The organism is Sediminibacterium sp. FW305-C-49 (assembly GCF_058231085.1).
Window position 1 is genome coordinate 1,610,653 of the sequence record NZ_JBIQXS010000001.1, and the last position, 20,214, is coordinate 1,630,866.

Here is a 20,214-nt window from a genome sequence, read left to right on the forward strand (position 1 = left end):
AATGCATTCCTTATTTGTAGCATACAAGCGAAAGGAAATAGTCTCTTTGTTATTGTTTTTAAGCGCTTCAGTAATTGCTATCACACAACAGCAGTGGCAATGGATGATCATTCCTTTTGCATGGATGATGCTCCCGGCTATTTTTCAGGTATCGACACAGCATACCGAAAAATTATTCTGGCTCTTAGTATGCATGTTGCCATTGTCAACTGAGTTGAATATTACACCTCAACTCGGGCTCGACTTTCCAGATGAAATACTAATGTTGTTACTCACAGGTGTAGCCCTGCTCTACTGGTGGCATCAACCCAAACAGTTTCCATTCATGGTATGGAAGCATCCTGTATTTTTTTTACTGATCATTCATGTATGTTGGATCATCATCACTACTGTTTATGCTGTTGAACCAGTACCCGCAGTGAAGTTTCTGCTGGCTAAAATCTGGTACATTGTACCTTTTGTTATTTTACCCGCTGTATGGCTCAACAGTATTTCAGCGATACAGAAACTTGCCGCCTGTTTGTTATGGCCCATGGCTTTTGTAATAGCCATTACCTTTTTTCGTCATGGTACAGATGGGTTTAGTTTTGAAAGTATTAACAGACACCTGTTTCCTTTCTTCCGCAATCATGTAAACTATGCATCCATGCTGGTTTGCCTGCTGGCTGTTTTATTTTGTGTGTATCATCTTACCCCCAAACAAACAGTGCAACGAAAATGGTTATTCATTGCGTTGTTGATAGGCTTAGCTGCTTTAATACTCGCTTATTCACGCGGTGCGTGGCTTGCACTGATGGCTGCTGCTTTTTCTGTTTTTGTCATCAGGAAAAAGCAGATGGGTGCATTAATCGTATTGGCCATTACGGCAGTATTGATTTCTACAGTCTGGTTGATAACCGATAAACGTTATTTCCGTTTTGCACCCGATCATGACAAAACCATTTTTCATACCGATTTTTCACAACACCTGTCAGCTACCGTAGAACTGAAAGATGTTTCTAACGCAGAGCGTTTCTACAGGTGGGTAGCGGGAGCAAGGATGCTGGCTGATAAACCACTAACCGGTTTCGGACCATCATCTTTCTACCTTCATTATCGTCCATACACCGTGCAACGTTTTGAAACATGGGTGAGTAATAATCCTGAACATTCTACTGTACACAATTATTTTTTGCTAACAGCATTGGAGCAGGGTATTATTGGCCTCCTTATTTTTTGTGGACTTTATTTTTACATGCTGCTGCGACTGCAAAAAATTTATCACGCATTGCATAGTTATTTCTACAGGGCCGTAACCATGACGGTAATTGTAGTACTTGTAATGATTGGCACCATCAATTTTATCAGCGACATGATTGAAACAGATAAAATTGGCAGCCTCTTCTGGCTATGTATGGGAATGGTGATGGTGCTTGATGGTAAACTTCTGGAAGAAAAAGAAAGTCTGGCAGCGAACGGGAACAGGCGAGCAGCGGAATGTTGAATATCGAATGTTCAGACTAGTAGAAGAGGGTACAACCAGAATTTTTATCTCTCACCCCTCACATTCAAAGCATCTCTCAGTCCATTCCCTAATAAATTAAAAGCCAATACCAATAACATAATGGCAATACCAGGCGCAAGGGCAAGCATCGGATTATTGGTGATGATGAAATTATAGTTCTCCTTGATCATCAAACCCCAACTGGGCTGGGGAGGTTGTACACCCACACCCAAAAAACTCAGACCAGCTTCTATAACAATAGCCGACGCAAAATTACTGGCAGCTATTACCATAACAGGGCCGAGAATATTGGGTAGAATATGCTTAAGGATGGTACGCATATGCGAATAGCCGAGTACCCTTGTTGCTTCAACATATTCCAGTTCACGAATGCCCATTACCTGTCCACGAACCAGACGGGCTACATTCACCCACATGGTGAGTCCAACGGCAATAAATACCTGCCAGAACCCTTTACCAAGTACCAACGTAATGGCAAAAACAAGTAAAAGTGTAGGTATACTCCAGATCACATTCAGCAACCACATAATGATATCATCTGTTCTACCCCTGAAATAACCTGCCAAAGCGCCGAGAATAATACCAATGCTTAATGAAATGAACACGGCAATAATACCAACAGCAAGACTTACCCTGACACCAATAATCAAACGACTTAAAATATCTCTTCCGAATTTATCGCTGCCCAGATAAAATGTTGCGTGAACGATGGGTTCAGGAGCAGCCGCGGAACGCCATACCGATTTTCTTTCCGTAATCTGTTCATCTACAATACGTTGATAAATGATGCTGTCTTTTTGTATCAGGTATGATTCAATAGGAATGTATTGCCATTGATCTTCAGCTCCATTCAGCAGTTTCGAAAGAAAAGAAGCCGGTTTGCCCGTTTTTTCGCGATGAATACGAAGCAGTTGTACCTCATACCCCGGTTTTTTACTCCCTATCTCAGGAATCATACGGTTGGCATTGGGTGAAGAGTCGGGTGCCAGAAAATACCCAAATACCGCAAGCAGCAAACTGAGTATGATCAGGATCAATCCAAATGTAGCTCCTTTGTTGTGGAGCAACTTTTTGAAGATAGATGACGTATTAGAGAGGGTAGTCACTGCGGGAAATTACTGATTTATATGAATCGCCGATTAGAAATGAATATTTGCCGAAAAGCGATCATATAATATAAACGTTTTAACCGTATTGGTATCATTTATGTATAATATTATTTATGTGGAATTTCTTTAAATATTGTTTTCTTCTGGTTGGTTTGGTAGTGATGATCCTGTATTCATGGTGGCCTGAAAGGGGTGAATCAAAAATTTAGCTGACATCTTCATCTAGTGTACTTTTCTCCCTTTCCACCGGTAGGTTCCAAATTTACCTAGCCATCCTGCAACTACTGTGTAAAACAGGTGTAGGGGTTGCATCAAGGGAAAATATAAAAGAACATCCTGCTGCTGATAAAAACGAGCCACTGGGCGCATGAAAGAAAGCTCTACCACGGTTTTAATCAGTATTAATGTAAGCCAGTGTGCTATTTCGCCCGTTACAAACAGATTTACGGGTAATAAAATCAACAATAAAAAATTTACGGCATAGACAAGGGCGAGGATGCGAAACACACTTTTGTCATCATAACGATCGGCCTTACTTGCCCAGCGGATGCGCTGGTTGATAAATGATGACCAGTTGTGCATGGGTTCGGTAGTAACAATTGCCCCTGGATTAAAAAGATAAGCCAGTTTGCCCGGATACTTTTTTTTCATTTTGTACATCAAAAGCATATCATCACCACTGGCCAGTTCATCAATACCTTTAAATTGTCCTACTTCATAAAAAGTATCTTTTCTGTATGCCAGGTTAGCACCATTGCACATGGTATGATACCCTGCAGATACCGCAGCAGCAGTTATACCCTGCAAACTCATAAAATCGAGTAATTGAAACAACGATAAAATACCTTTTGTATGGGTAAACATTACCGGGGCAGCTACAAATACCGGTTTATGCTGCTGTATATATGCATCGTATAACCGTAGCCATTGAGCTGGTGCATTACAATCTGCATCAGTGGTAATGATCCAATCACCTTTGCTTTTGCTGATCGCTATTTCAATGGCTTTCTTTTTATACGCATTCACAGGGTTGCCATCGAGATACGCTGAAAGATGAAGGAGCTTCAGATTGGGATATTCCAACTGAAGTCGCTCAACGATTTCGGCTGTGGCATCGGTTGAATGATCATTCACCACAATTAACTCTGTAAGTGCTGGCGGATATTTATTGTTGAGTATACTTCTGATACAATGTTCTATTCCGTTTTCCTCGTTACGCGCAGGTATGATGATAGAAAAAGAAGTAAGCCCCGTAATACCCGGATCAGGATTGAAAATTTGTAAACGGCGGAACCATTTCCTGTATTGAAGTATCAGCCAGCAATAAGCCAATACCAGTACTGTTGTAAGAATAAATCCTGCAGTATACATGCAGCAAAGAAACTTATTTATGTTTAAATAGAAGTGAGTGTTGAAGTTGTAAGTCCGAAAGACCGGAGGTCGCAAAGATGGAAAGTCTGGAAGCAGGTTAGGAGGTGATCATCTTTTGCAGGGTTACTTTGTATTTTTCCTGTAGGAGCTGATGGCGTGCTTCGAGTTCTGCTACGCTGATCAGGTGCTCCAATCCTCTCTGTAATCGAAAACCATGTTTTGATAGAATGACACGATCATATTTTCCGAATAATACATGAACCTGTACCCGGTGGGTATGGATGACTGTTCTAAGCCGGTTGACAACAGTGCGAAATCTTCGCATCGTGGTCCATCTTTGATACAGTTTTTGTCTTTCATCTGCATCATCGAGATAATGGTGTGCAAACCTGCTGATACTTTTATTGAAAAGCCCAAGTTTTGTCGTTAATCCCATCATGGCAAACATCCATCCGGGGTATTGCATGGTCAACCTGAATAACTGGTTGCCCAGCCAGGTTTGTGTGGCCAGTTTTTGCCAGGGGTTTTTATGTAATCCGTCAGGTGCCACCAATACCAGGCGGCTGATTTGTTCTGGATACATTTCGAGTAAACGCAAACAAACCCTCCCACCCATGCTATAACCCATTAACTGAATCTTGACTCCTGGCGGTACGATCTGCCTGATGATGTACATTAAAACAGCCGGTTCCAGCAAAAGCTCACCTTTCCAGTCTGTTTTACCATGAAAAGGCAGGTCAATGGCAATTATCGTATGTGTTTGGGACAACGTTTCTTTCAGGAACAGGAACTTTTCGCCTTCTTCACCATAGCCATGAAAACAAATCAGCCACTGGTCTCCATAGCCAAACCGGTGGTAATGCAGCCTTGACCCCTGGTATTCTATAAAAAGCGGTGCTGACAATGGAATTTTAAGGTTTTATTCTTGGCAATATCAAAGAAACGAATTTACTTTGAAATTAGTTGCATAACTAACTATATGCCAAACAACCAATTTAAAAGAGGAGAATTATACAGTGTCATCAATGGGATGGCTTCAACAGCCGTTGCCAGAAGATTACAGAAAAATTTCAGACAAGCAGGCCTTGAAATTACCATTGAGCAATGGAGTGTACTGTACCATTTATGGAAAGAAGATTGTTTGAGTCAGCAGGAATTATGTAACCGTACTTTTCGCGACAAACCTAGTATTACCCGTTTGATTGATAACCTAGAAAAACAGAAACTGGTAAAACGTACCGCATCAAAAGAAGACAGAAGAATTAACCTGGTTTGTTTAACGGAAACAGCAAAGGGATTACAGGATCTTACGATCGACCTGGCCAATCAAACCATGAGCGAAGCATTGGTAGGTGTTAATAAAGATGAGATTGAAACAGTGAAATCAGTATTTCAGCGGGTATACGATAATTTGACTTAGCAGATTAGTCCATAGTCTATGGTCCATTGACCATGGACTAAAACAATAACCAATAAAACTTTCTTCCATGGAAACAACAAAACAGGCGAAAGCCCTTCAGGGTGGTGAGTGGCTCATTAAAGAGAGCAATCCGTTTGAAACTTTTATCCCGGAAGATTTCAACGAAGAGCAGCGTATGGTGATGGACATGTGTACCCAGTTTCTGGATGCAGAAGTGTTACCCATCATTGATCGTATCGATAAACTGGAAACAGGTCTTATGCCATCTCTGTTAGAGAAAGCTGGTGAACAGGGCTTATTGTCAACCTCTTTCCCCGAACAGTATGGCGGACTCGGAAAAGATTTTATTACTTCTACCATTGTAAACGAAGGTTTAGGTGGCGGACATTCTTTTTCAGTAGCAGTAGCTGCACATACAGGTATTGGCTCATTACCCATTCTGTATTTCGGTACTGAGGAACAGAAACAAAAATATATTCCTAAGCTGGCCAGTGGTGAATGGAAAGGTGCTTATGGTTTAACGGAGCCTAACAGTGGTAGTGATGCCTTGGGTGCGAAAACCACTGCCAAACTGAGTGATGACGGAAAATATTATATCCTGAACGGACAAAAATGCTGGATTACCAATGGTGGTTTTGCAGACGTATATACAGTGTTCGCAAAGATTGATGGTGACAAGTTCACCGGTTTTATTGTAGAGCGTGGATTTGAAGGATTTACACAAGGTCCGGAAGAACATAAAATGGGTATCAAAGGATCTTCTACGGTTCAGTTATATTTCCAGGACTGTAAAGTACCGGTAGAGAATGTGTTAGGTGAAATTGGTCGCGGACATGTAATCGCGTTTAATATCCTGAATATTGGTCGTTTGAAATTATGTGCAGCAGCATTGGGTGGTTCTAAACGTGCGGCTACTATTTCTATTCAGTACGCCATTACCCGCGAACAGTTTAAAATATCTATTGCCAAGTTTGGTGCTATTAAACATAAGATGGCCGAAATGGCTATTCGCATGTGGGTTTGTGAAAGTGCCCTTTATCGTGCATCGAAATGGATTGATGATAAAGAACATGAACTGATGGCCAGCGGTAAAACTTTTGCAGAAGCTTTACTGGGGGCAGCAGAAGAATATGCTATTGAATGTGCCATGCTGAAAGTATATGGAAGTGAAGTGTTGGATTATGTGGTGGACGAAGGTGTTCAGATACATGGTGGTAATGGATTCAGTGATGAATACATGATTTCAAAAGCTTACCGCGACAGCCGTATCAACCGTATTTATGAAGGAACGAATGAGATCAACAGGTTATTGACAGTAGATATGGTGCTGAAACGTGCTATGAAAGGTAAACTCGACCTGATGGGTCCTGCGATGGCTGTTCAGAAAGAATTAATGAGCATTCCCGATTTTGGATCAGAAGAAGAAGGCGCATTTAGTAAGGAACTGAAATATATCGCCAATTTCAAAAAAGCCATCCTGATGGTGGCAGGTGCTGCCGTACAGAAACTGATGATGCAGTTGGAGAAAGAACAGGAAGTGCTGATGAATATTGCCGATATGGCCATTGAAACCTATAATGCAGAAAGTGCTCTTCTGCGTGTGATGAAACTCACAGAGCAGAAAGGTGCCGCTGCTACCCAGTTGCAGAGCGATATCATGCGTACATATCTCTACGATGCGGCAGACCGTATCAACAAATCGGGTAAAGATGCACTCAATAGCTTTGCAGACGGCGATGAACTAAGAATGATGCATATTGGCCTGAAACGTTTCACCAAAGTAGAGCCCTTTAATACCAAAGATGCCCGCCGCCGTATCTGTGAAAAACTGGTATCGGATAACGGCTATCATTTATAAGAAAAAAAGAGGCAAAAAAATTACCGGGTTTCACAAAGATTTCACATATTTGGTCTTTGTTTTACGGTTGCTTGCTCAAACAGAGGTCTCATTGTTTCAAAACAGTGAGGCCTTTTTGTTTGTATTTATGCTAATTTGAACGTATGAAATCTGTACTCGTTTTTATTTGTTTTGCCTTTGTTATGGCCACAAATGCCCAGACTAGTTTTTATACACCCTGGATCGGTCGTTCTACCGGAAAACTGCCAGCACTGGCTTATGGTCTGGGTGAAGACAGGCTTGGCGGCGCCAAGCTGGGTTATATTGATTCGAATATCGCATTACGTGTAATGGATACTATTAAAGGCATGTACCTTGTTCAGTTATCCAAATTTCACCAGGCATTTATAGAACAACAATATGTCCGGGCGGATAGTATCAATAAGCTTAAACCCTGGTATGTAACAGGTTCTATTAGTGCCAAAGGCGATTCTGCTACTGATAATATCGGGGTTATCATGGAAGAGAAATTACCCTATAAAAGCTGGATGGAAATCAATCCGTCCAGAATCATCGTTGATATTTATGGCGTGCAGAGCAATACCAACTGGATCACCCAACTGCAAACACTAAAAGAAGTAAAGAATGTATACTATCAACAGGTGGAAGATGATGTATACAGATTAACGATAGAACTCAAACACCAGCAACACTGGGGCTACAGTATTGGTTATATGGGCAAATCGCTGGTGGTAAAAGTTCGCCGCCAACCCCAAAAAACAGATGTACGCAATTTGCGTATTGCAATTGATGCCGGACATGGTGGAACCAATACGGGTGCTTCCGGTATCAAAGCAAAAGCTTCTGAAAAAATATATACACTCCGCTTTGCGAAAGCACTTCAAAAGCAGTTGAAACTGAAAGGGGTTAAAAATATCATCATGACAAGAACAGAGGATACCACATTTGATAATAAAGACCGGATATTATGGTTGCAGGAACAGAAACCAGATGTATTGATCAGTTTACATTTAAACTCCAGTGCCAATACCAATGCGAGCGGTACGAGTACTTATTATAAACACATTGGTTTCAGACCGCTGACCGCTGCGGTGTTGAAACGAATGCTCGAGCTGAAACTGAATGAATTTGGCAATATTGGTAGTTTTAATTTTGCACTTAATTCACCTACCGATTTTCCGAATGTATTGGTAGAGATAGCATTCTTGAGCAATGAAGCAGATGAGAAAAAAATCATCAGCACAAAATTTCATGCTGATGTTGCTGCAAAAATTCATCTTGGATTGGTAGACTGGTTAAAAACAGTAAAATAAATTTTCTCAGCCCGGAATTTATGTTCCAGGCTGAGAAAAATGCAGATTAGTGTTTAATGAAACGATCAAAAAATTCAATGGTTCTTAGCATCTGATCAATGCGCTGCCTGTTATTACCACTTCTGGTGAGTTCATGTGTACCACCCGGGTGACGTACATATTCCACTGTTCTTCCCAATACTTTCAGACTCTTGAATAACATTTCACTCTGTATTACACCTGTTCTGAGATCATTCTCTCCGTGAAAAATGATAAAAGGCGTTTTGATTTTATCAACATAATTAATCGGCGATTCGCGAGCCAAAATGGGTTTTACTTTTTCTTCCCATGGATAACCACCAAAATAGTTGGGCACCAGGCGCCATGCATTTCCTTCGCCAAAGAAAGTACCCAGCTCATATACACCACGTTGCGCACAGGCAGCTTTAAAACGTTGATCATGTGCAATAATCCAGGCAACAAGATAACCAGCATAAGACCCGCCGGTAACAGCCAGTCTTGAAGTATCTATAAAACCAGCACCTGCTGCTTTGGTTAAGTAAGTCAATACATCAGAAGTTGGTCCGGCTCCCCAGTCATTCACATTGCCTCTTAAAAAATCTACACCATAGCCGCCCGACCCTCTGGGATTACCATATACCACTACATAGCCCTTAGCAGCATAATACTGAAACTCATGCCACATAGAGTTTTCACCCGGCCCCCACATGGCAGAAGGTCCGCCATGAATATTAAGGATGGTCGGATATTTTTTACCTGCTTCATAATTGGCAGGTTTCATCACCCAATATTCAACCGTTAATCCTTTTTCGTTTACAAAGGATGCTTTTTCTGGAAAGCTCAGTTTCTTTTGTTGTAACCAGTTGTGATTAAAAGCGGTGAGTCTTTTTTCACTTTGCATGGTTGTATTGTTGCTGTACAATTCTGATGGATTACTCACCTGTGTTTTACTATATACTACCAGGTCATTATAAATGTCGAAACTGTTAATGCCGCCTTCATAATCAGATAATTGTTTTACCTGTTTTGTTTTCACATCGGCCTTGTATAAAGGCGCGCCGCCATTGCTTTGCGCAGTGAAATAAATAAACTGTTCATCTTTACTCCAGGTAAGTCCGCCTTTATTTCTGTCGAAAGGAATGGTAACCATATCTATTGCTTTACCATTTAAAGGCATAATAGCCAGAGACGGGACACTTACAAATGAAGTGCCTCCAAACTGAAAAGCCATCCATTTACCACTGGGAGATACAACAGGATTATTATAACTCTTTCCTTTTTCTCCCAATACTTTTCGCATATTACTACCATCTGTATTGGCGAAATAAATTTCGTTTTCCAGCACACGATCCGGATGTTCAGTAAGATTTGAATTTCCTGTTATAATGAGTTGCTGTCCATCGGGTGTAAAATCAACACCTGAAAAACGATTAAAACCATGGGTGATGGCTTTGGGTGTTGAATTGCCATCAGCATCGATCAAATAAAAATGCGTAAAACTCAGTTCTCCGGAAGTAGTCGTTTCCTGTTGGAAGTTAAGCTTGTTGATTACTTTTGCTTTCTGTGCAGTAGCATTGAGGTTCAGGTAAGCCCTTATTTCTTCGGTATTGCCATCGGGATCAGGTTTGGCATTATTCAGTAAAAATTCATTGCCTGGGAACCCGGGTTTTTCCAGTGACCAGGCTGGTGGTTTTTTTCCGGGATTCAGTTCCTCGTCATTCAATAACTGGTCAAGGCGAAGGCTAACGGAAAAAATGATTTTCTTTCCATCGGGACTCCAGCGCGGGCTGCCTGCACCATGTTTAAAACGGGTTAGTTGAATAGGCTCGCCACCGTCTAACGATAGCAGGAATAATTGTGGTCTGCCATCTGCCGGGCGAACAAAAACCAGTTGCCTGCTGTCTGGGCTCCAGGCAGGTTGACCGGCCGATTCTCTTCCTCCCGTAATGGCTTTCGCCACCCCGGAACCATCATTGTTAAGGAGGTATAACCTGTTTACATAACGATATTCCCATTTGGTATCGCCTTCGGGTTCGATAGTGGTAACAGAAAATAAGGTTTTGCTGCCATCGGGACTGATACTGATATTACCCACCTGGCTTATTTTAAGCATATCGGTTACTTTGATGGTCTCCTTGCCGTTCTGGGCCATCAAAAACTGGGTCAGACAAAGGCTGATCCATAGAAATAACTGCTTCATGATGTTGGTTTAGGGATTTAAAGTACAAATAAATGACATGCCCAGTCACAGGCTTTTGTATTTTTACAGGCTAAAAAACTGAAATATGGGCAAACTGGTAGAAGAATTCAATTCGTATCGTGAGAAAATGAACGAAGTGATCCTGAGCAAGAATAATCTGGTCATGAAACGCCTCTGGAACCTTGATACCAATACCTATGATGAAGGCGCACTTGATAAAAAAACCAAGGAAATGCTCGGCCTGGTAGCCAGTATGGTATTACGTTGCGATGATTGTATTAAATACCATCTGGGTAAATGCCACGAACTGGGTGTAAATACCGATGAAATGTATGAGATATTTGCAGTGGCCAATATTGTAGGTGGAACCATTGTGATACCCCATACACGCAGGGCCGCTGAATATTGGGAAGAATTAACAGGAACCCATGCTTCATAAATCTTTTTTCGGAACTTTACAGGAACATCCTGTACGATCATTTTAATTATTGATAAGTATGTCAGCAACAACTACAAGTGCGCCGGTATTAACAGCCAAAGATTTTGCCACCGACCAGGAAGTACGCTGGTGTCCGGGCTGTGGTGATTATTCTATACTTGCACAGGTGCAAAAGATTATGCCTGGTATTGGTGTGCCCAAAGAAAATATTGTCATCATCAGTGGTATTGGTTGTAGCAGTCGTTTCCCTTATTATATGAATACTTATGGGATGCATTCCATTCACGGCAGGGCAACAGCTATTGCGAGCGGATTAAAAGCTACACGTCCCGAATTAAGTGTGTGGATTGTTACAGGTGATGGTGATAGTTTGAGTATTGGTGGAAACCATACCATTCATTTGTTGAGAAGAAATTTTGATGTAAACATCCTGCTCTTTAATAACCAGATATATGGTTTAACAAAAGGGCAGTATTCGCCAACATCAGAAGAAAATAAAGTAACCAAGAGTACGCCATACGGCAGTATCGATCATCCTTTCAACCCATTGGCACTGGCTATGGGAGCTGATGCCAGCTTTATTGCAAGGAGTATGGATCGTGACCCTAAACATTTACAGACGATGCTAACACGCTCTCACCAACATAAGGGAGCGTCGATGCTGGAGATATACCAGAACTGCAACATCTTTAATGATGGGGCTTTTGAAATTTTCACAGAGAAAGGCTCTAAGCCTGATGAAGCATTGTTTCTTGAGCAGGGTAAACCACTGATTTTTGGTGCCAGCCAGCAGAAGGGAATTAAAATGGACGGAATGAAACCGGTGGTGGTTGATTTGTCTGATGGCTCTACCAGTACAGATGATCTCTGGATACACGATGAAAGAGATTTTTATAAAGCCCAGGCACTGATTCGCATGTTTGATGACCCCAATCAACAAGGTGGTCATTTCCCAAGACCATTTGGTGTGTTTTACGAGACAGACAGAGCCTGTTATGAAGACGTAATGGCCATGCAACTGGAAGAAATTATTGCCACCAAAGGAAAAGGTGATCTTGACAAATTGTTACGTGGTAAGGAAGTGTGGGAGATTGTTTAATTGATCAACAAATCATTCATGAAAAGTCCCGGCTTGCTGACCGGGACTTTTTTTATTCAACAAAATCGATCGAAGAGAGACAAAAATTATAATCTGGCAATATCATGTTTGATGGCAAAAAGTGCAAGTCCAACCCTTGTGGCGGTTTGCAATTTTTGAAAAAGTGTATCTCTTGTTTCATCCACATTACGTAAGCTGGTACCCATGAGTTCAGCGATTTCGCGATAAGATTTATCGGTACAGGCCCAACCCAGAAATTCTTTTTCCTGGTCGGTGAGTTCTGTGAATTTTTGAATATCGGCATCTTCTTCAGGAGAAGTTTTCATGGTGTGCATGATATTATCGCACATCAGCTTATTCAGGTACACACCTTTGGTAACAATGCCATCCAGTGCGGCTTTGAGTTCCTGGGGTTTACTATCTTTCAGTAAATAGCCTTTAGCCCCATTTTTAAACATACGGATGATGGAACGTTCATCATTCAGCATGGTGAGTGCCAGTATTTTTACCTGCGGATAATGTGTAGTGAGCCATAAAGCAGTTTCATAACCGTTCATATCGGGCATAGTAATATCCAGCAGTACTACATCAGGTAAATTATTGGGGTCCAATAATTCAATCATGTGTTTGCCGCTGCTGGCTTCAAACAATACTTTGTATCCACTAAAAGAGTTAACTAGTGAGGCAAGCCCGTTTCTTAACAATACATGGTCGTCGACCAGGGCAATCTGAATCATATCAAAACAATTAACAACAATACAAAACTTGTATCTTATGGGGCTGATACAGATTTGGAAGGTAAATTACATTTTTTTATGCTGCAAATCTCTGTTTTCTGCTGAATTTATCTTTGATGTTTTCACCGAATTATGACCAGTGAAAACACCCTATTAATTTGGGTGTTTTCAACGTTGGATTTTTTTGCGTACTGCACTACATTTACGGTGGGTAGAGAAAAAGCAGCAGAAATGCCTGTAATTTTTCTCGTATTCAGTTTTCATTAGGGGTTACAAGTGAAAAAGGCGGCACAAGGCCGCCTTTTTCTATTTCTTTTTGCAGGGTTTAATATGTTTCTTTCCGAAGCTCTTTTTCAGCATATTCGAATATTTTTTTCTTCTTCCAGTTATACCAGGGATGCGGTATGGTTTTTTTCATCAGTGTGTCGATATTACGCATGCCAAACAAATTCCATACACCATTGAGTTTGCCGCCAACTGATGACTGCATAGCCCTTAAACTCATAGCAAATCCACTGTCGAGGTATTCCATATGATGCCAGTATCCTGCCGGCATATACAATGTATCACCATGCTCAAGTGTAATATCATAACCATTAGCCAGTTTTAATGCAGGGAATTGCGTGTAATCCGGAGAACCATTTAGGTGATGATAATGACTGAAATCTGCAAGACTCAATACTTCAAAAGGCTTTCGATAAAGCTTGTATTGTTCTTCAAACGGAAACAGTAGAACTTTTTTCCTGCCTGCGAATTGGGTATGCAGTATATGACTCATGTCGATATCGAAATGCATATGTGTAATGCTGGTAGCGCCACCCACAAACAGCATGGGGTATCTTTTTACAAACCCGTTCATGAATTCATCGGGCCAGGTAAAATCTTTTGTGAGTTGTGGGGCATGTTCAAAAATATTGAACAGGAAAATCCGCCAGGCAGCAGGACCTGTTCTGATCATATCAATGTATTCACCAAAAGTTTTGTAGTCATCTGCTGTATTGATAGGCGTATAGGCGTCGCTTTTGATATTATTGTAAAGGCCTACCTTCTTATCGCCTACCAGTGTTTTAAAATAGTCCCAGTTCCATTTATCGTAAGCCGACCAGTCTTTGGCCATGTCACGGATGACCAGCGGTTTTTTGGGCAGGTAATAATGCTTTTTAAAATCTGCAGGGCTGATTTTGTCAACGATATCAACTGCCTGTAAACGCATGGTTGAAGTTTTTGCAAAAATAAGAGGAACTCATTGTTAATAAAAGCATAATCAGTACAATTGTAATTATGTAAACTGTTTTAGTTAAGGAATTTCAGCCATCGATACTCAAATAGTTGTGTGTGTAAGGAGCCAGCAATTTTATCTTCTGTCATTTTAGCTTATATTTATTTATGCTGCTGGAAGTTCACCCTGACAATCCTAACCCCAGACATCTGCGTATGATTGCAGAATGCCTGCTTTCGGGTGGTGTTATTATTTATCCAACCGATACAATTTATGGACTGGGCTGCGATATTTTTCAGCACAAAGCAGTAGAAAGAATTGCAAGAATTAAACAGGTAGACCCCAATAAGGCACAACTGAGCTTCGTTTGTTACGATCTCAGCGATTTGAGCCAGTACACAAAAAGTATTTCTACCCCTTTGTACCGGTTACTAAAAAGCTATTTACCTGGTCCCTATACCTTTATTTTGCCTGCTAGTAAGGAAGTGCCTAAAATTTTACAGAGTAAAAAAAGCACTATTGGTTTAAGGGTGCCTGATAATAATATTGCCCGCCAGATTGTACATGAACTTCGTCACCCTATTTTATCGGCCTCGCTTCCAGGCGAGATGGTGGAAGAATACACCGATCCTGCTATTATGTATGAAAAATTTGAAAAGCTGGTTGATATTGTGGTGGATGGTGGTAATGGAGGTATGATACCTTCTACCGTGATCGACTGTACCAAAGACAGCTATGAAGTAATTCGCGAAGGAGCCGGAGAATGGAATGAATAATACTCAGATGGGGAGGCTTAATTGTTGTGGCATAATATTGAAACTTTTTCTGTGATGCTCACACAGGCCATGCACCTCAATGGCTTTGCGATGTTCAGCGGTTCCATATCCTTTGTTGTTGTTCCATCCGTATTGCGGGTACTGCTCATGTAATTGTATCATGTAATCATCGCGATGGGTTTTAGCCAGAATACTGGCGGCAGCAATACTGCTGTACTTGCCATCACCTTTCACAATACAATGATGCGGTGTGTTCTGATAAGGGATAAACCTGTTTCCGTCAATCAATAACAAAGCTGGCTTGGTGTTAAGTTGTGCGATGGCCAGGTGCATGGCTTTAAAAGAAGCTTTCAGAATATTGATCTGGTCTATTTCTTCATTTCCAACCGAAACCACGGCCCAACTGATGGCTTCCTGCTCTATAATAGTCCTGAGCATATGTCTTTGTTTGGCATTTACCTGTTTACTATCGTTGAGTAAGGGATGTTGAAAATCTTTTGGCAGGATTACGGCAGCGGCGAAAACAGGTCCTGCATAACAGCCACGTCCCGCTTCATCGCAGCCTGCTTCGGTCAATTTTTCCTGGTAAAAGGGTAGGAGCATGGCTATAAAATTCCAGAAACTTGATGAAATGAGTACTTTTTTTTTGTTTTAGTACACATCTCTACGAAAACTCCCCTTCTCCCTTTCTCTTTGTTGAAAAGGACATCACATATTTTCCAGACAGAATTAACAAAGAGAAAGGGAGAAGGGGAGTGAAGGCAAGAGAAATAAAAATCAGTCAAACAAAATGGCTGATGCTTTTAATAACCCAATAACTTTGCCATAACCAAGAAAATATATATGGAGCAGGTGAATGACAGGTCCTCAAAGCTGGTTGCAAGATGGTTGTTGTTAGGGGTATTGATGACCATTATACAGATAGCATTGGGAGGGATTACCCGTTTAACGGGCAGTGGCTTATCGATTACAGAATGGGATGTCATAACCGGAACATTGCCTCCATTAAATGAACAGGCCTGGCTCGCTGAATTTGAAAAATATAAAGCCACACCTCAATTTCAACTGCTCAATTTTGAATTTGGTTTGTCGGACTTTAAATTCATTTTCTTCTGGGAATGGTTTCATCGTTTGTGGGCGAGATTAATAGGGCTTGTATTTGCTGGTGGTTTTATCTGGTTTATCGTGCGCAAGCATTTTAAAAAAGATATGGTTCGTCCGTTGGTGGTTTTATTTCTGCTGGGCGCATTACAGGGAGCCGTGGGTTGGATCATGGTGGCGAGTGGACTTACAGGTGATGCCGTATATGTAAAACCTACCAGACTGGCACTGCATTTTATTTTTGCATTGGGTTTACTTTGTTACACATGCTGGTTTGCATTGAAATTGTTGGTCAATGAGCAGCAAAGGACCGTTAATCCTTTATTGCGAAAAACCAATCTATGGTTAATTGGGTTATTGGTACTGCAATTGGTATATGGAGCATTGATGGCAGGTCATAAAGCGGCCAATGTAGCTGCGAGCTGGCCAAAGATCAACGGAGACTGGGTTCCGGCATCTTTGTTCTCTCATAAACCCTTCCTGCTGAATTTTATTGATAATAAAATACTGATTCATTTTATTCATCGTGGCCTCGCTTATATTATTCTGGTATGGATGATTGTATGGACTATTCAGTTGGCTAAACATAAAGGATCCTTGCTTTTTGAAAACATAAAAAGGGTTCCGCTATACCTTACCTTTTTACAGGTCTTACTGGGAATTTTAACTATCTTAACCAGTACAGGAATCATACCGGGTAAATGGGGTACATTTGAATGGATGGCACAGATACACCAGTTAACCGGTATGTGTTTACTGTTATCACTGGTGGCAATGCTGTTTCTATTGCGTAAGCGCAGTACGAGTAATTAAACCCGGCGAAACAAAGATTGAACGCATCCGTTTTCAATCGCAATGCTGTATGAAATGGACAAACTGAAACAATATTTATCGGGTTTCTGGTTTTCATTACCTGTTCAGTTATTCTTGCTTCATTTTCGCAGGTACCAGGTGTTCCTGCTGTTTTGGTATATCCTGTTCTCTACCGTGGCTGGTGGGTTTATGCGCACGTATGGCGCCGATTCGCTGTTCCTCGCCCCGGAATATTTCGGTAAAATCAATGTGCTCAGTACTGCCATTGTTGGATTTGCGCTCGGCATTTTTATCATGAGCTGGAACATCACCACTTTTATTTTATTCAGCAAGTATTTCCGTTTTCTGGCTACTACAGCCCAGCCTTTCTTAAAGTATTGTATCAATAATGCAGTGCTACCACTGATTTTCCTGGTATTCTATTTTATAAAAGCCGTGGCTTATGCACGTTACCAGGAATTGTTTGGAACAATTGATATTATCTGGATGGTAGTGGGTTTTGCAGCAGGTATCATCTTATCTATACTCATTGCTTTTGCTTATTTTTTTGGTGCCGATAAAACCATTTACAGAAGTATGGCTTCTGTAATTGATACAGCCAATGTTCAGTATGCACTTGCGTCTAAAAATAATCCTCTCCCAAAAGAGCGAACAGAAATGCGGATCGATTGGTTTTTCAGTGCAAAATTATCATTACGAAAACCAAGAGATATAAGACATTACAGCCTTGCTTTTCTGGATGCTGTTTTTAAGCGACACCATTTTGCTGCAGTTATTGCTATTACTATCGCTTTCTTTTTTCTGATTGGCATTGGTTATATTTCTGACGCCAGATTATTTCAGTTACCTGCTGCTGCCAGTATTACTGTTTTCTTCGCCATCCTGATTGCAGCATCGGGAGCTATCTCTACATTTTTGCATAGCTGGAGTATTCCTGTAGTGGTAGTATTGTATTTGCTGGTGAATTTTTTATATCAAAAAGACATCATCGACCTGCGTAATAAAGCATATGGTGTGAATTATGCCGATACAACCGGAAGACCTGTTTATTCAAGAGAATCGGTGATGCAGTTGGCAAATGATGCAGATGTCGAAGCAGATAAACAAGTATATATCCGTATGCTTGATCGATGGAAAGCAAAACAGGGTAGCGATAAACCCGTTATGTTTCTCATAAACACCAGCGGCGGTGGTATCAGAAGCGCCACTTTTACCATGAACGCCTTGCAACAACTCGACAGCATGTTTGGTGGTGAACTGATGAAACGTACTTTTCTGATCAGTGGTGCATCGGGTGGCATGTTGGGTGCTGCTTATTTCAGGGAACTGTATCACCGAAAACAAAATGGCACAAATATTAATCTGCAGGATAAGCAGTATGTAGAAGATATTTCCAATGATTTGCTGAGCCCCTTATTTTCATCCTTTGTTACGCGTGATCTGATGGGGCCGGCCAAACCATTTATGAAACATGGTTACAGGTACACCAAAGACAGGGGATATGCTTTTGAACAGAGGTTCAATGAAAATACCCGTGGGTATCTCGATAAAACCTTGGATGATTACAAAGCGCCTGAACAAAAAGCAGAGATACCGCTGATCTTTTTTAATGCCGTGATTACACGTGATGGACGAAAACTCGTTATAGCCACACATCCGGCACGTTTCATGATGCGACCTATTACCGATTCGGTTAACATACATGCTTTTGATGCGGATGCCATCGACTTTCAGAGTTTCTTCCACCAACAAAATGCGGGGAATATCGGAATCCTGTCAGCCCTTCGCATGAATGCCACTTTCCCTTATGTATTACCCAATGTATGGTTGCCCACCAATCCGGTAATTGATGTGATGGATGCGGGACTGCGTGATAATTTTGGTCAGGAAACATCACTGCGTTTTATAGAAGTATTTCATGACTGGCTGAAAGAAAATACCAGTAAAGTTGTGCTGCTTCAATTGCGGGACAGAAGTCTTAGCGATTGGGATCGCCCTTTGGAAGGCACCAGCCTCATCGGTACTTTTACCAAACCTTTTTTATTGCTCCAGAATAACTGGTACAAGTTGCAGGACTATTACCAGCACGACCAGCTTGAATATAGTTTTGAAGCCTATGGTCCGCAATTTCACCGGATTTGTTTTCAGTATGTTCCTTCAAGAAAAGAAGCGCCGGCTAGTCTGAGTTTTCATATTACAGCTGCAGAAAGGCGTGATATAGCCATGGCATTGGGCGCAGAGGACAATCAAAAAGAATTCAGACGATTACGAACGTTGATGAAATAGTTTAGTCGGGCTGTATCAGTGAAAAATGATCTTTCATGATATGCACTGAAAATTCATCTGCTGTTTCTCTGGGCTCACCATCAATATGAAGAGGGGCATGTTTTAAGTTTCGTATGGTGATCTGTGATGTCTGGAAATAGAGAATATTTTTCCTGGTCATATCTTCTACCAGTTGCTGTAATTTATTATTACCTCTTATCTGACGTAGAATGGCAAAAGGTAATTTGGCTTTATTCATTTTCTGCACAATCACAATATCCAGCATACCATCATGCAGACTTGCCTGTGGAGCAATTTTGAAATTGTTGCCAAACTGGTTACTATTAGCAATGCTGATGAAAAATGCATCTGAAAAGAAAGAAAAGTTATCAAGTTTAATCTCAAACTGGTAAGGAGTAGCCTTGAAATAATTGATGATACTTTGTTGTGTATAGGTAAGTAACCCACGGGAAGCTTTGCTGGCAAAATCATGCGCTACCTGTGCATCGAAACCTATGCCACTCAGCATACAGGAATAATGCTCATTCACCATAAAAGCATCAATAGGCCGGGAAGTTCCATTGAAAATTAAGGATAATGCGAGTTCTGGCTTGGTAGGAATACGTGCAGCCAATGCGAGGCCATTTCCGGAACCTACCGGGATGATACCAAATTGAACAGTTAATCCATGTAAAGCCTGGGTAACCTGGTTAACGGTACCGTCGCCGCCAATAATGACCACATCAGTGATATGTTCAGCGCGAATTTTTTCCCTGAGTAACTGGTAGTGCCCACCGGCATTGGTATGCATGATTTCAAAAGGAATTCCTTTGGCAGTTGTTTCCTTCTCAATCAGTTTTTTGATCCCGTCTTTTTTTGAAGTACCTGAAATAGGGTTTACCAGGTATACAATTTTTCTTTCCATCAGCTCCGTCATTAAAATAAATATTGCCTTGCTACAGGATCAGTCGATTCGAAGCCTGCAATATT

General features: G+C 41.2%; 17 protein-coding genes. 9 read left to right on the forward strand and 8 right to left on the reverse strand.

From position 1 onward, the window contains the following. Position 1 precedes the first annotated feature (1 nt). Positions 2-1,483, forward strand: coding sequence for an O-antigen ligase family protein (locus ACH3Z1_RS06825; RefSeq protein WP_490821122.1), 1,482 nt, complete (start codon positions 2-4; stop codon positions 1,481-1,483). Positions 1,484-1,527: 44 nt separating this feature from the next. Here ACH3Z1_RS06825 and ACH3Z1_RS06830 read toward each other — a convergent pair whose 3' ends face one another. From ACH3Z1_RS06830 to ACH3Z1_RS06840, 3 genes are all read right to left on the reverse strand, one after another. Beyond that, positions 1,528-2,610, reverse strand: coding sequence for an ABC transporter permease (locus ACH3Z1_RS06830; RefSeq protein WP_490821123.1), 1,083 nt, complete (start codon positions 2,608-2,610; stop codon positions 1,528-1,530). 225 nt (positions 2,611-2,835) lie between these two features. Further along, positions 2,836-3,984, reverse strand: a complete 1,149-nt coding sequence (locus ACH3Z1_RS06835; protein WP_490821124.1) for a glycosyltransferase — start codon at positions 3,982-3,984, stop codon at positions 2,836-2,838. 97 nt (positions 3,985-4,081) lie between these two features. Then, positions 4,082-4,888 (reverse strand): alpha/beta fold hydrolase, encoded by an 807-nt coding sequence (locus ACH3Z1_RS06840; protein ID WP_490821125.1) that lies wholly within the window; start codon positions 4,886-4,888, stop codon positions 4,082-4,084. A gap of 75 nt (positions 4,889-4,963) precedes the next feature. Here ACH3Z1_RS06840 and ACH3Z1_RS06845 point away from each other — a divergent pair, with 75 nt between their 5' ends. From ACH3Z1_RS06845 to ACH3Z1_RS06855, 3 genes are all read left to right on the forward strand, one after another. Continuing rightward, entirely contained in the window at positions 4,964-5,404 is a 441-nt protein-coding gene (locus ACH3Z1_RS06845; protein WP_490821126.1) for a MarR family winged helix-turn-helix transcriptional regulator, read from the forward strand. Between the two features lie 67 nt (positions 5,405-5,471). Next, the gene (locus ACH3Z1_RS06850; RefSeq protein ID WP_490821127.1) at positions 5,472-7,262 is read left to right on the forward strand and encodes an acyl-CoA dehydrogenase FadE; all 1,791 of its coding nucleotides are present in this window, start codon (positions 5,472-5,474) and stop codon (positions 7,260-7,262) included. A 143-nt stretch (positions 7,263-7,405) separates the two neighbouring features. Continuing rightward, positions 7,406-8,575: an N-acetylmuramoyl-L-alanine amidase gene (locus ACH3Z1_RS06855; RefSeq protein WP_490821128.1), complete on the forward strand. Its 1,170-nt coding sequence runs from the start codon at positions 7,406-7,408 to the stop codon at positions 8,573-8,575. Between the two features lie 46 nt (positions 8,576-8,621). Here ACH3Z1_RS06855 and ACH3Z1_RS06860 read toward each other — a convergent pair whose 3' ends face one another. Further along, entirely contained in the window at positions 8,622-10,775 is a 2,154-nt protein-coding gene (locus tag ACH3Z1_RS06860; RefSeq protein WP_490821129.1) for a S9 family peptidase, read from the reverse strand. Positions 10,776-10,860: 85 nt separating this feature from the next. Between ACH3Z1_RS06860 and ACH3Z1_RS06865 the strand changes: the two genes are divergently transcribed. Beyond that, positions 10,861-11,214 carry a carboxymuconolactone decarboxylase family protein gene (locus ACH3Z1_RS06865; protein ID WP_490821130.1) on the forward strand — a complete coding sequence of 118 codons (354 nt, stop codon included), beginning with the start codon at positions 10,861-10,863 and terminating at the stop codon, positions 11,212-11,214. 58 nt (positions 11,215-11,272) lie between these two features. Continuing rightward, a complete protein-coding gene (locus ACH3Z1_RS06870; RefSeq protein WP_490821131.1) occupies positions 11,273-12,313 on the forward strand; it encodes a 2-oxoacid:ferredoxin oxidoreductase subunit beta in 1,041 nt (346 codons plus the stop codon). An 86-nt stretch (positions 12,314-12,399) separates the two neighbouring features. On the opposite strand, the gene ACH3Z1_RS06875 is transcribed toward ACH3Z1_RS06870, so the two are convergent. Together ACH3Z1_RS06875 and ACH3Z1_RS06880 are read right to left on the reverse strand one after the other, a co-directional pair. Next, positions 12,400-13,050 (reverse strand): response regulator, encoded by a 651-nt coding sequence (locus ACH3Z1_RS06875; protein WP_490821132.1) that lies wholly within the window; start codon positions 13,048-13,050, stop codon positions 12,400-12,402. 325 nt (positions 13,051-13,375) lie between these two features. Continuing rightward, positions 13,376-14,263, reverse strand: coding sequence for a cupin-like domain-containing protein (locus tag ACH3Z1_RS06880; RefSeq protein ID WP_490821134.1), 888 nt, complete (start codon positions 14,261-14,263; stop codon positions 13,376-13,378). A 173-nt stretch (positions 14,264-14,436) separates the two neighbouring features. Between ACH3Z1_RS06880 and ACH3Z1_RS06885 the strand changes: the two genes are divergently transcribed. Continuing rightward, positions 14,437-15,045, forward strand: a complete 609-nt coding sequence (locus tag ACH3Z1_RS06885) for an L-threonylcarbamoyladenylate synthase (RefSeq protein WP_490821135.1) — start codon at positions 14,437-14,439, stop codon at positions 15,043-15,045. Positions 15,046-15,048: 3 nt separating this feature from the next. On the opposite strand, the gene rnhB is transcribed toward ACH3Z1_RS06885, so the two are convergent. Beyond that, the gene (rnhB, locus tag ACH3Z1_RS06890; RefSeq protein WP_490821136.1) at positions 15,049-15,648 is read right to left on the reverse strand and encodes a ribonuclease HII; all 600 of its coding nucleotides are present in this window, start codon (positions 15,646-15,648) and stop codon (positions 15,049-15,051) included. Between the two features lie 240 nt (positions 15,649-15,888). On the opposite strand from rnhB, the gene ACH3Z1_RS06895 reads away from it, so the two are divergent. After that, the gene (locus ACH3Z1_RS06895; RefSeq protein WP_490821137.1) at positions 15,889-16,959 is read left to right on the forward strand and encodes a COX15/CtaA family protein; all 1,071 of its coding nucleotides are present in this window, start codon (positions 15,889-15,891) and stop codon (positions 16,957-16,959) included. 54 nt (positions 16,960-17,013) lie between these two features. Further along, positions 17,014-19,245 carry a patatin-like phospholipase family protein gene (locus ACH3Z1_RS06900; protein WP_490821138.1) on the forward strand — a complete coding sequence of 744 codons (2,232 nt, stop codon included), beginning with the start codon at positions 17,014-17,016 and terminating at the stop codon, positions 19,243-19,245. Position 19,246: 1 nt separating this feature from the next. On the opposite strand, the gene ACH3Z1_RS06905 is transcribed toward ACH3Z1_RS06900, so the two are convergent. Beyond that, positions 19,247-20,149: a diacylglycerol/lipid kinase family protein gene (locus ACH3Z1_RS06905; RefSeq protein ID WP_490821139.1), complete on the reverse strand. Its 903-nt coding sequence runs from the start codon at positions 20,147-20,149 to the stop codon at positions 19,247-19,249. Positions 20,150-20,214 lie beyond the last annotated feature (65 nt).

Excerpts from the sequence above, each read along its gene's own strand:
- ACH3Z1_RS06895 (WP_490821137.1), top strand. The coding sequence starts at position 15,889 with ATGGAGCAGGTGAATGACAGGTCCTCAAAGCTGGTTGCAAGATGGTTG.
- rnhB (WP_490821136.1), bottom strand. The coding sequence starts at position 15,648 with ATGCTCCTACCCTTTTACCAGGAAAAATTGACCGAAGCAGGCTGCGAT.
- ACH3Z1_RS06875 (WP_490821132.1), bottom strand. The coding sequence starts at position 13,050 with ATGATTCAGATTGCCCTGGTCGACGACCATGTATTGTTAAGAAACGGG.
- ACH3Z1_RS06885 (WP_490821135.1), top strand. The coding sequence starts at position 14,437 with ATGCTGCTGGAAGTTCACCCTGACAATCCTAACCCCAGACATCTGCGT.
- ACH3Z1_RS06900 (WP_490821138.1), top strand. The coding sequence starts at position 17,014 with ATGGACAAACTGAAACAATATTTATCGGGTTTCTGGTTTTCATTACCT.
- ACH3Z1_RS06860 (WP_490821129.1), bottom strand. The coding sequence starts at position 10,775 with ATGAAGCAGTTATTTCTATGGATCAGCCTTTGTCTGACCCAGTTTTTG.
- ACH3Z1_RS06835 (WP_490821124.1), bottom strand. The coding sequence starts at position 3,984 with ATGTATACTGCAGGATTTATTCTTACAACAGTACTGGTATTGGCTTAT.
- ACH3Z1_RS06870 (WP_490821131.1), top strand. The coding sequence starts at position 11,273 with ATGTCAGCAACAACTACAAGTGCGCCGGTATTAACAGCCAAAGATTTT.
- ACH3Z1_RS06865 (WP_490821130.1), top strand. The coding sequence starts at position 10,861 with ATGGGCAAACTGGTAGAAGAATTCAATTCGTATCGTGAGAAAATGAAC.
- ACH3Z1_RS06850 (WP_490821127.1), top strand. The coding sequence starts at position 5,472 with ATGGAAACAACAAAACAGGCGAAAGCCCTTCAGGGTGGTGAGTGGCTC.
- ACH3Z1_RS06845 (WP_490821126.1), top strand. The coding sequence starts at position 4,964 with ATGCCAAACAACCAATTTAAAAGAGGAGAATTATACAGTGTCATCAAT.
- ACH3Z1_RS06855 (WP_490821128.1), top strand. The coding sequence starts at position 7,406 with ATGAAATCTGTACTCGTTTTTATTTGTTTTGCCTTTGTTATGGCCACA.
- ACH3Z1_RS06880 (WP_490821134.1), bottom strand. The coding sequence starts at position 14,263 with ATGCGTTTACAGGCAGTTGATATCGTTGACAAAATCAGCCCTGCAGAT.
- ACH3Z1_RS06905 (WP_490821139.1), bottom strand. The coding sequence starts at position 20,149 with ATGGAAAGAAAAATTGTATACCTGGTAAACCCTATTTCAGGTACTTCA.
- ACH3Z1_RS06825 (WP_490821122.1), top strand. The coding sequence starts at position 2 with ATGCATTCCTTATTTGTAGCATACAAGCGAAAGGAAATAGTCTCTTTG.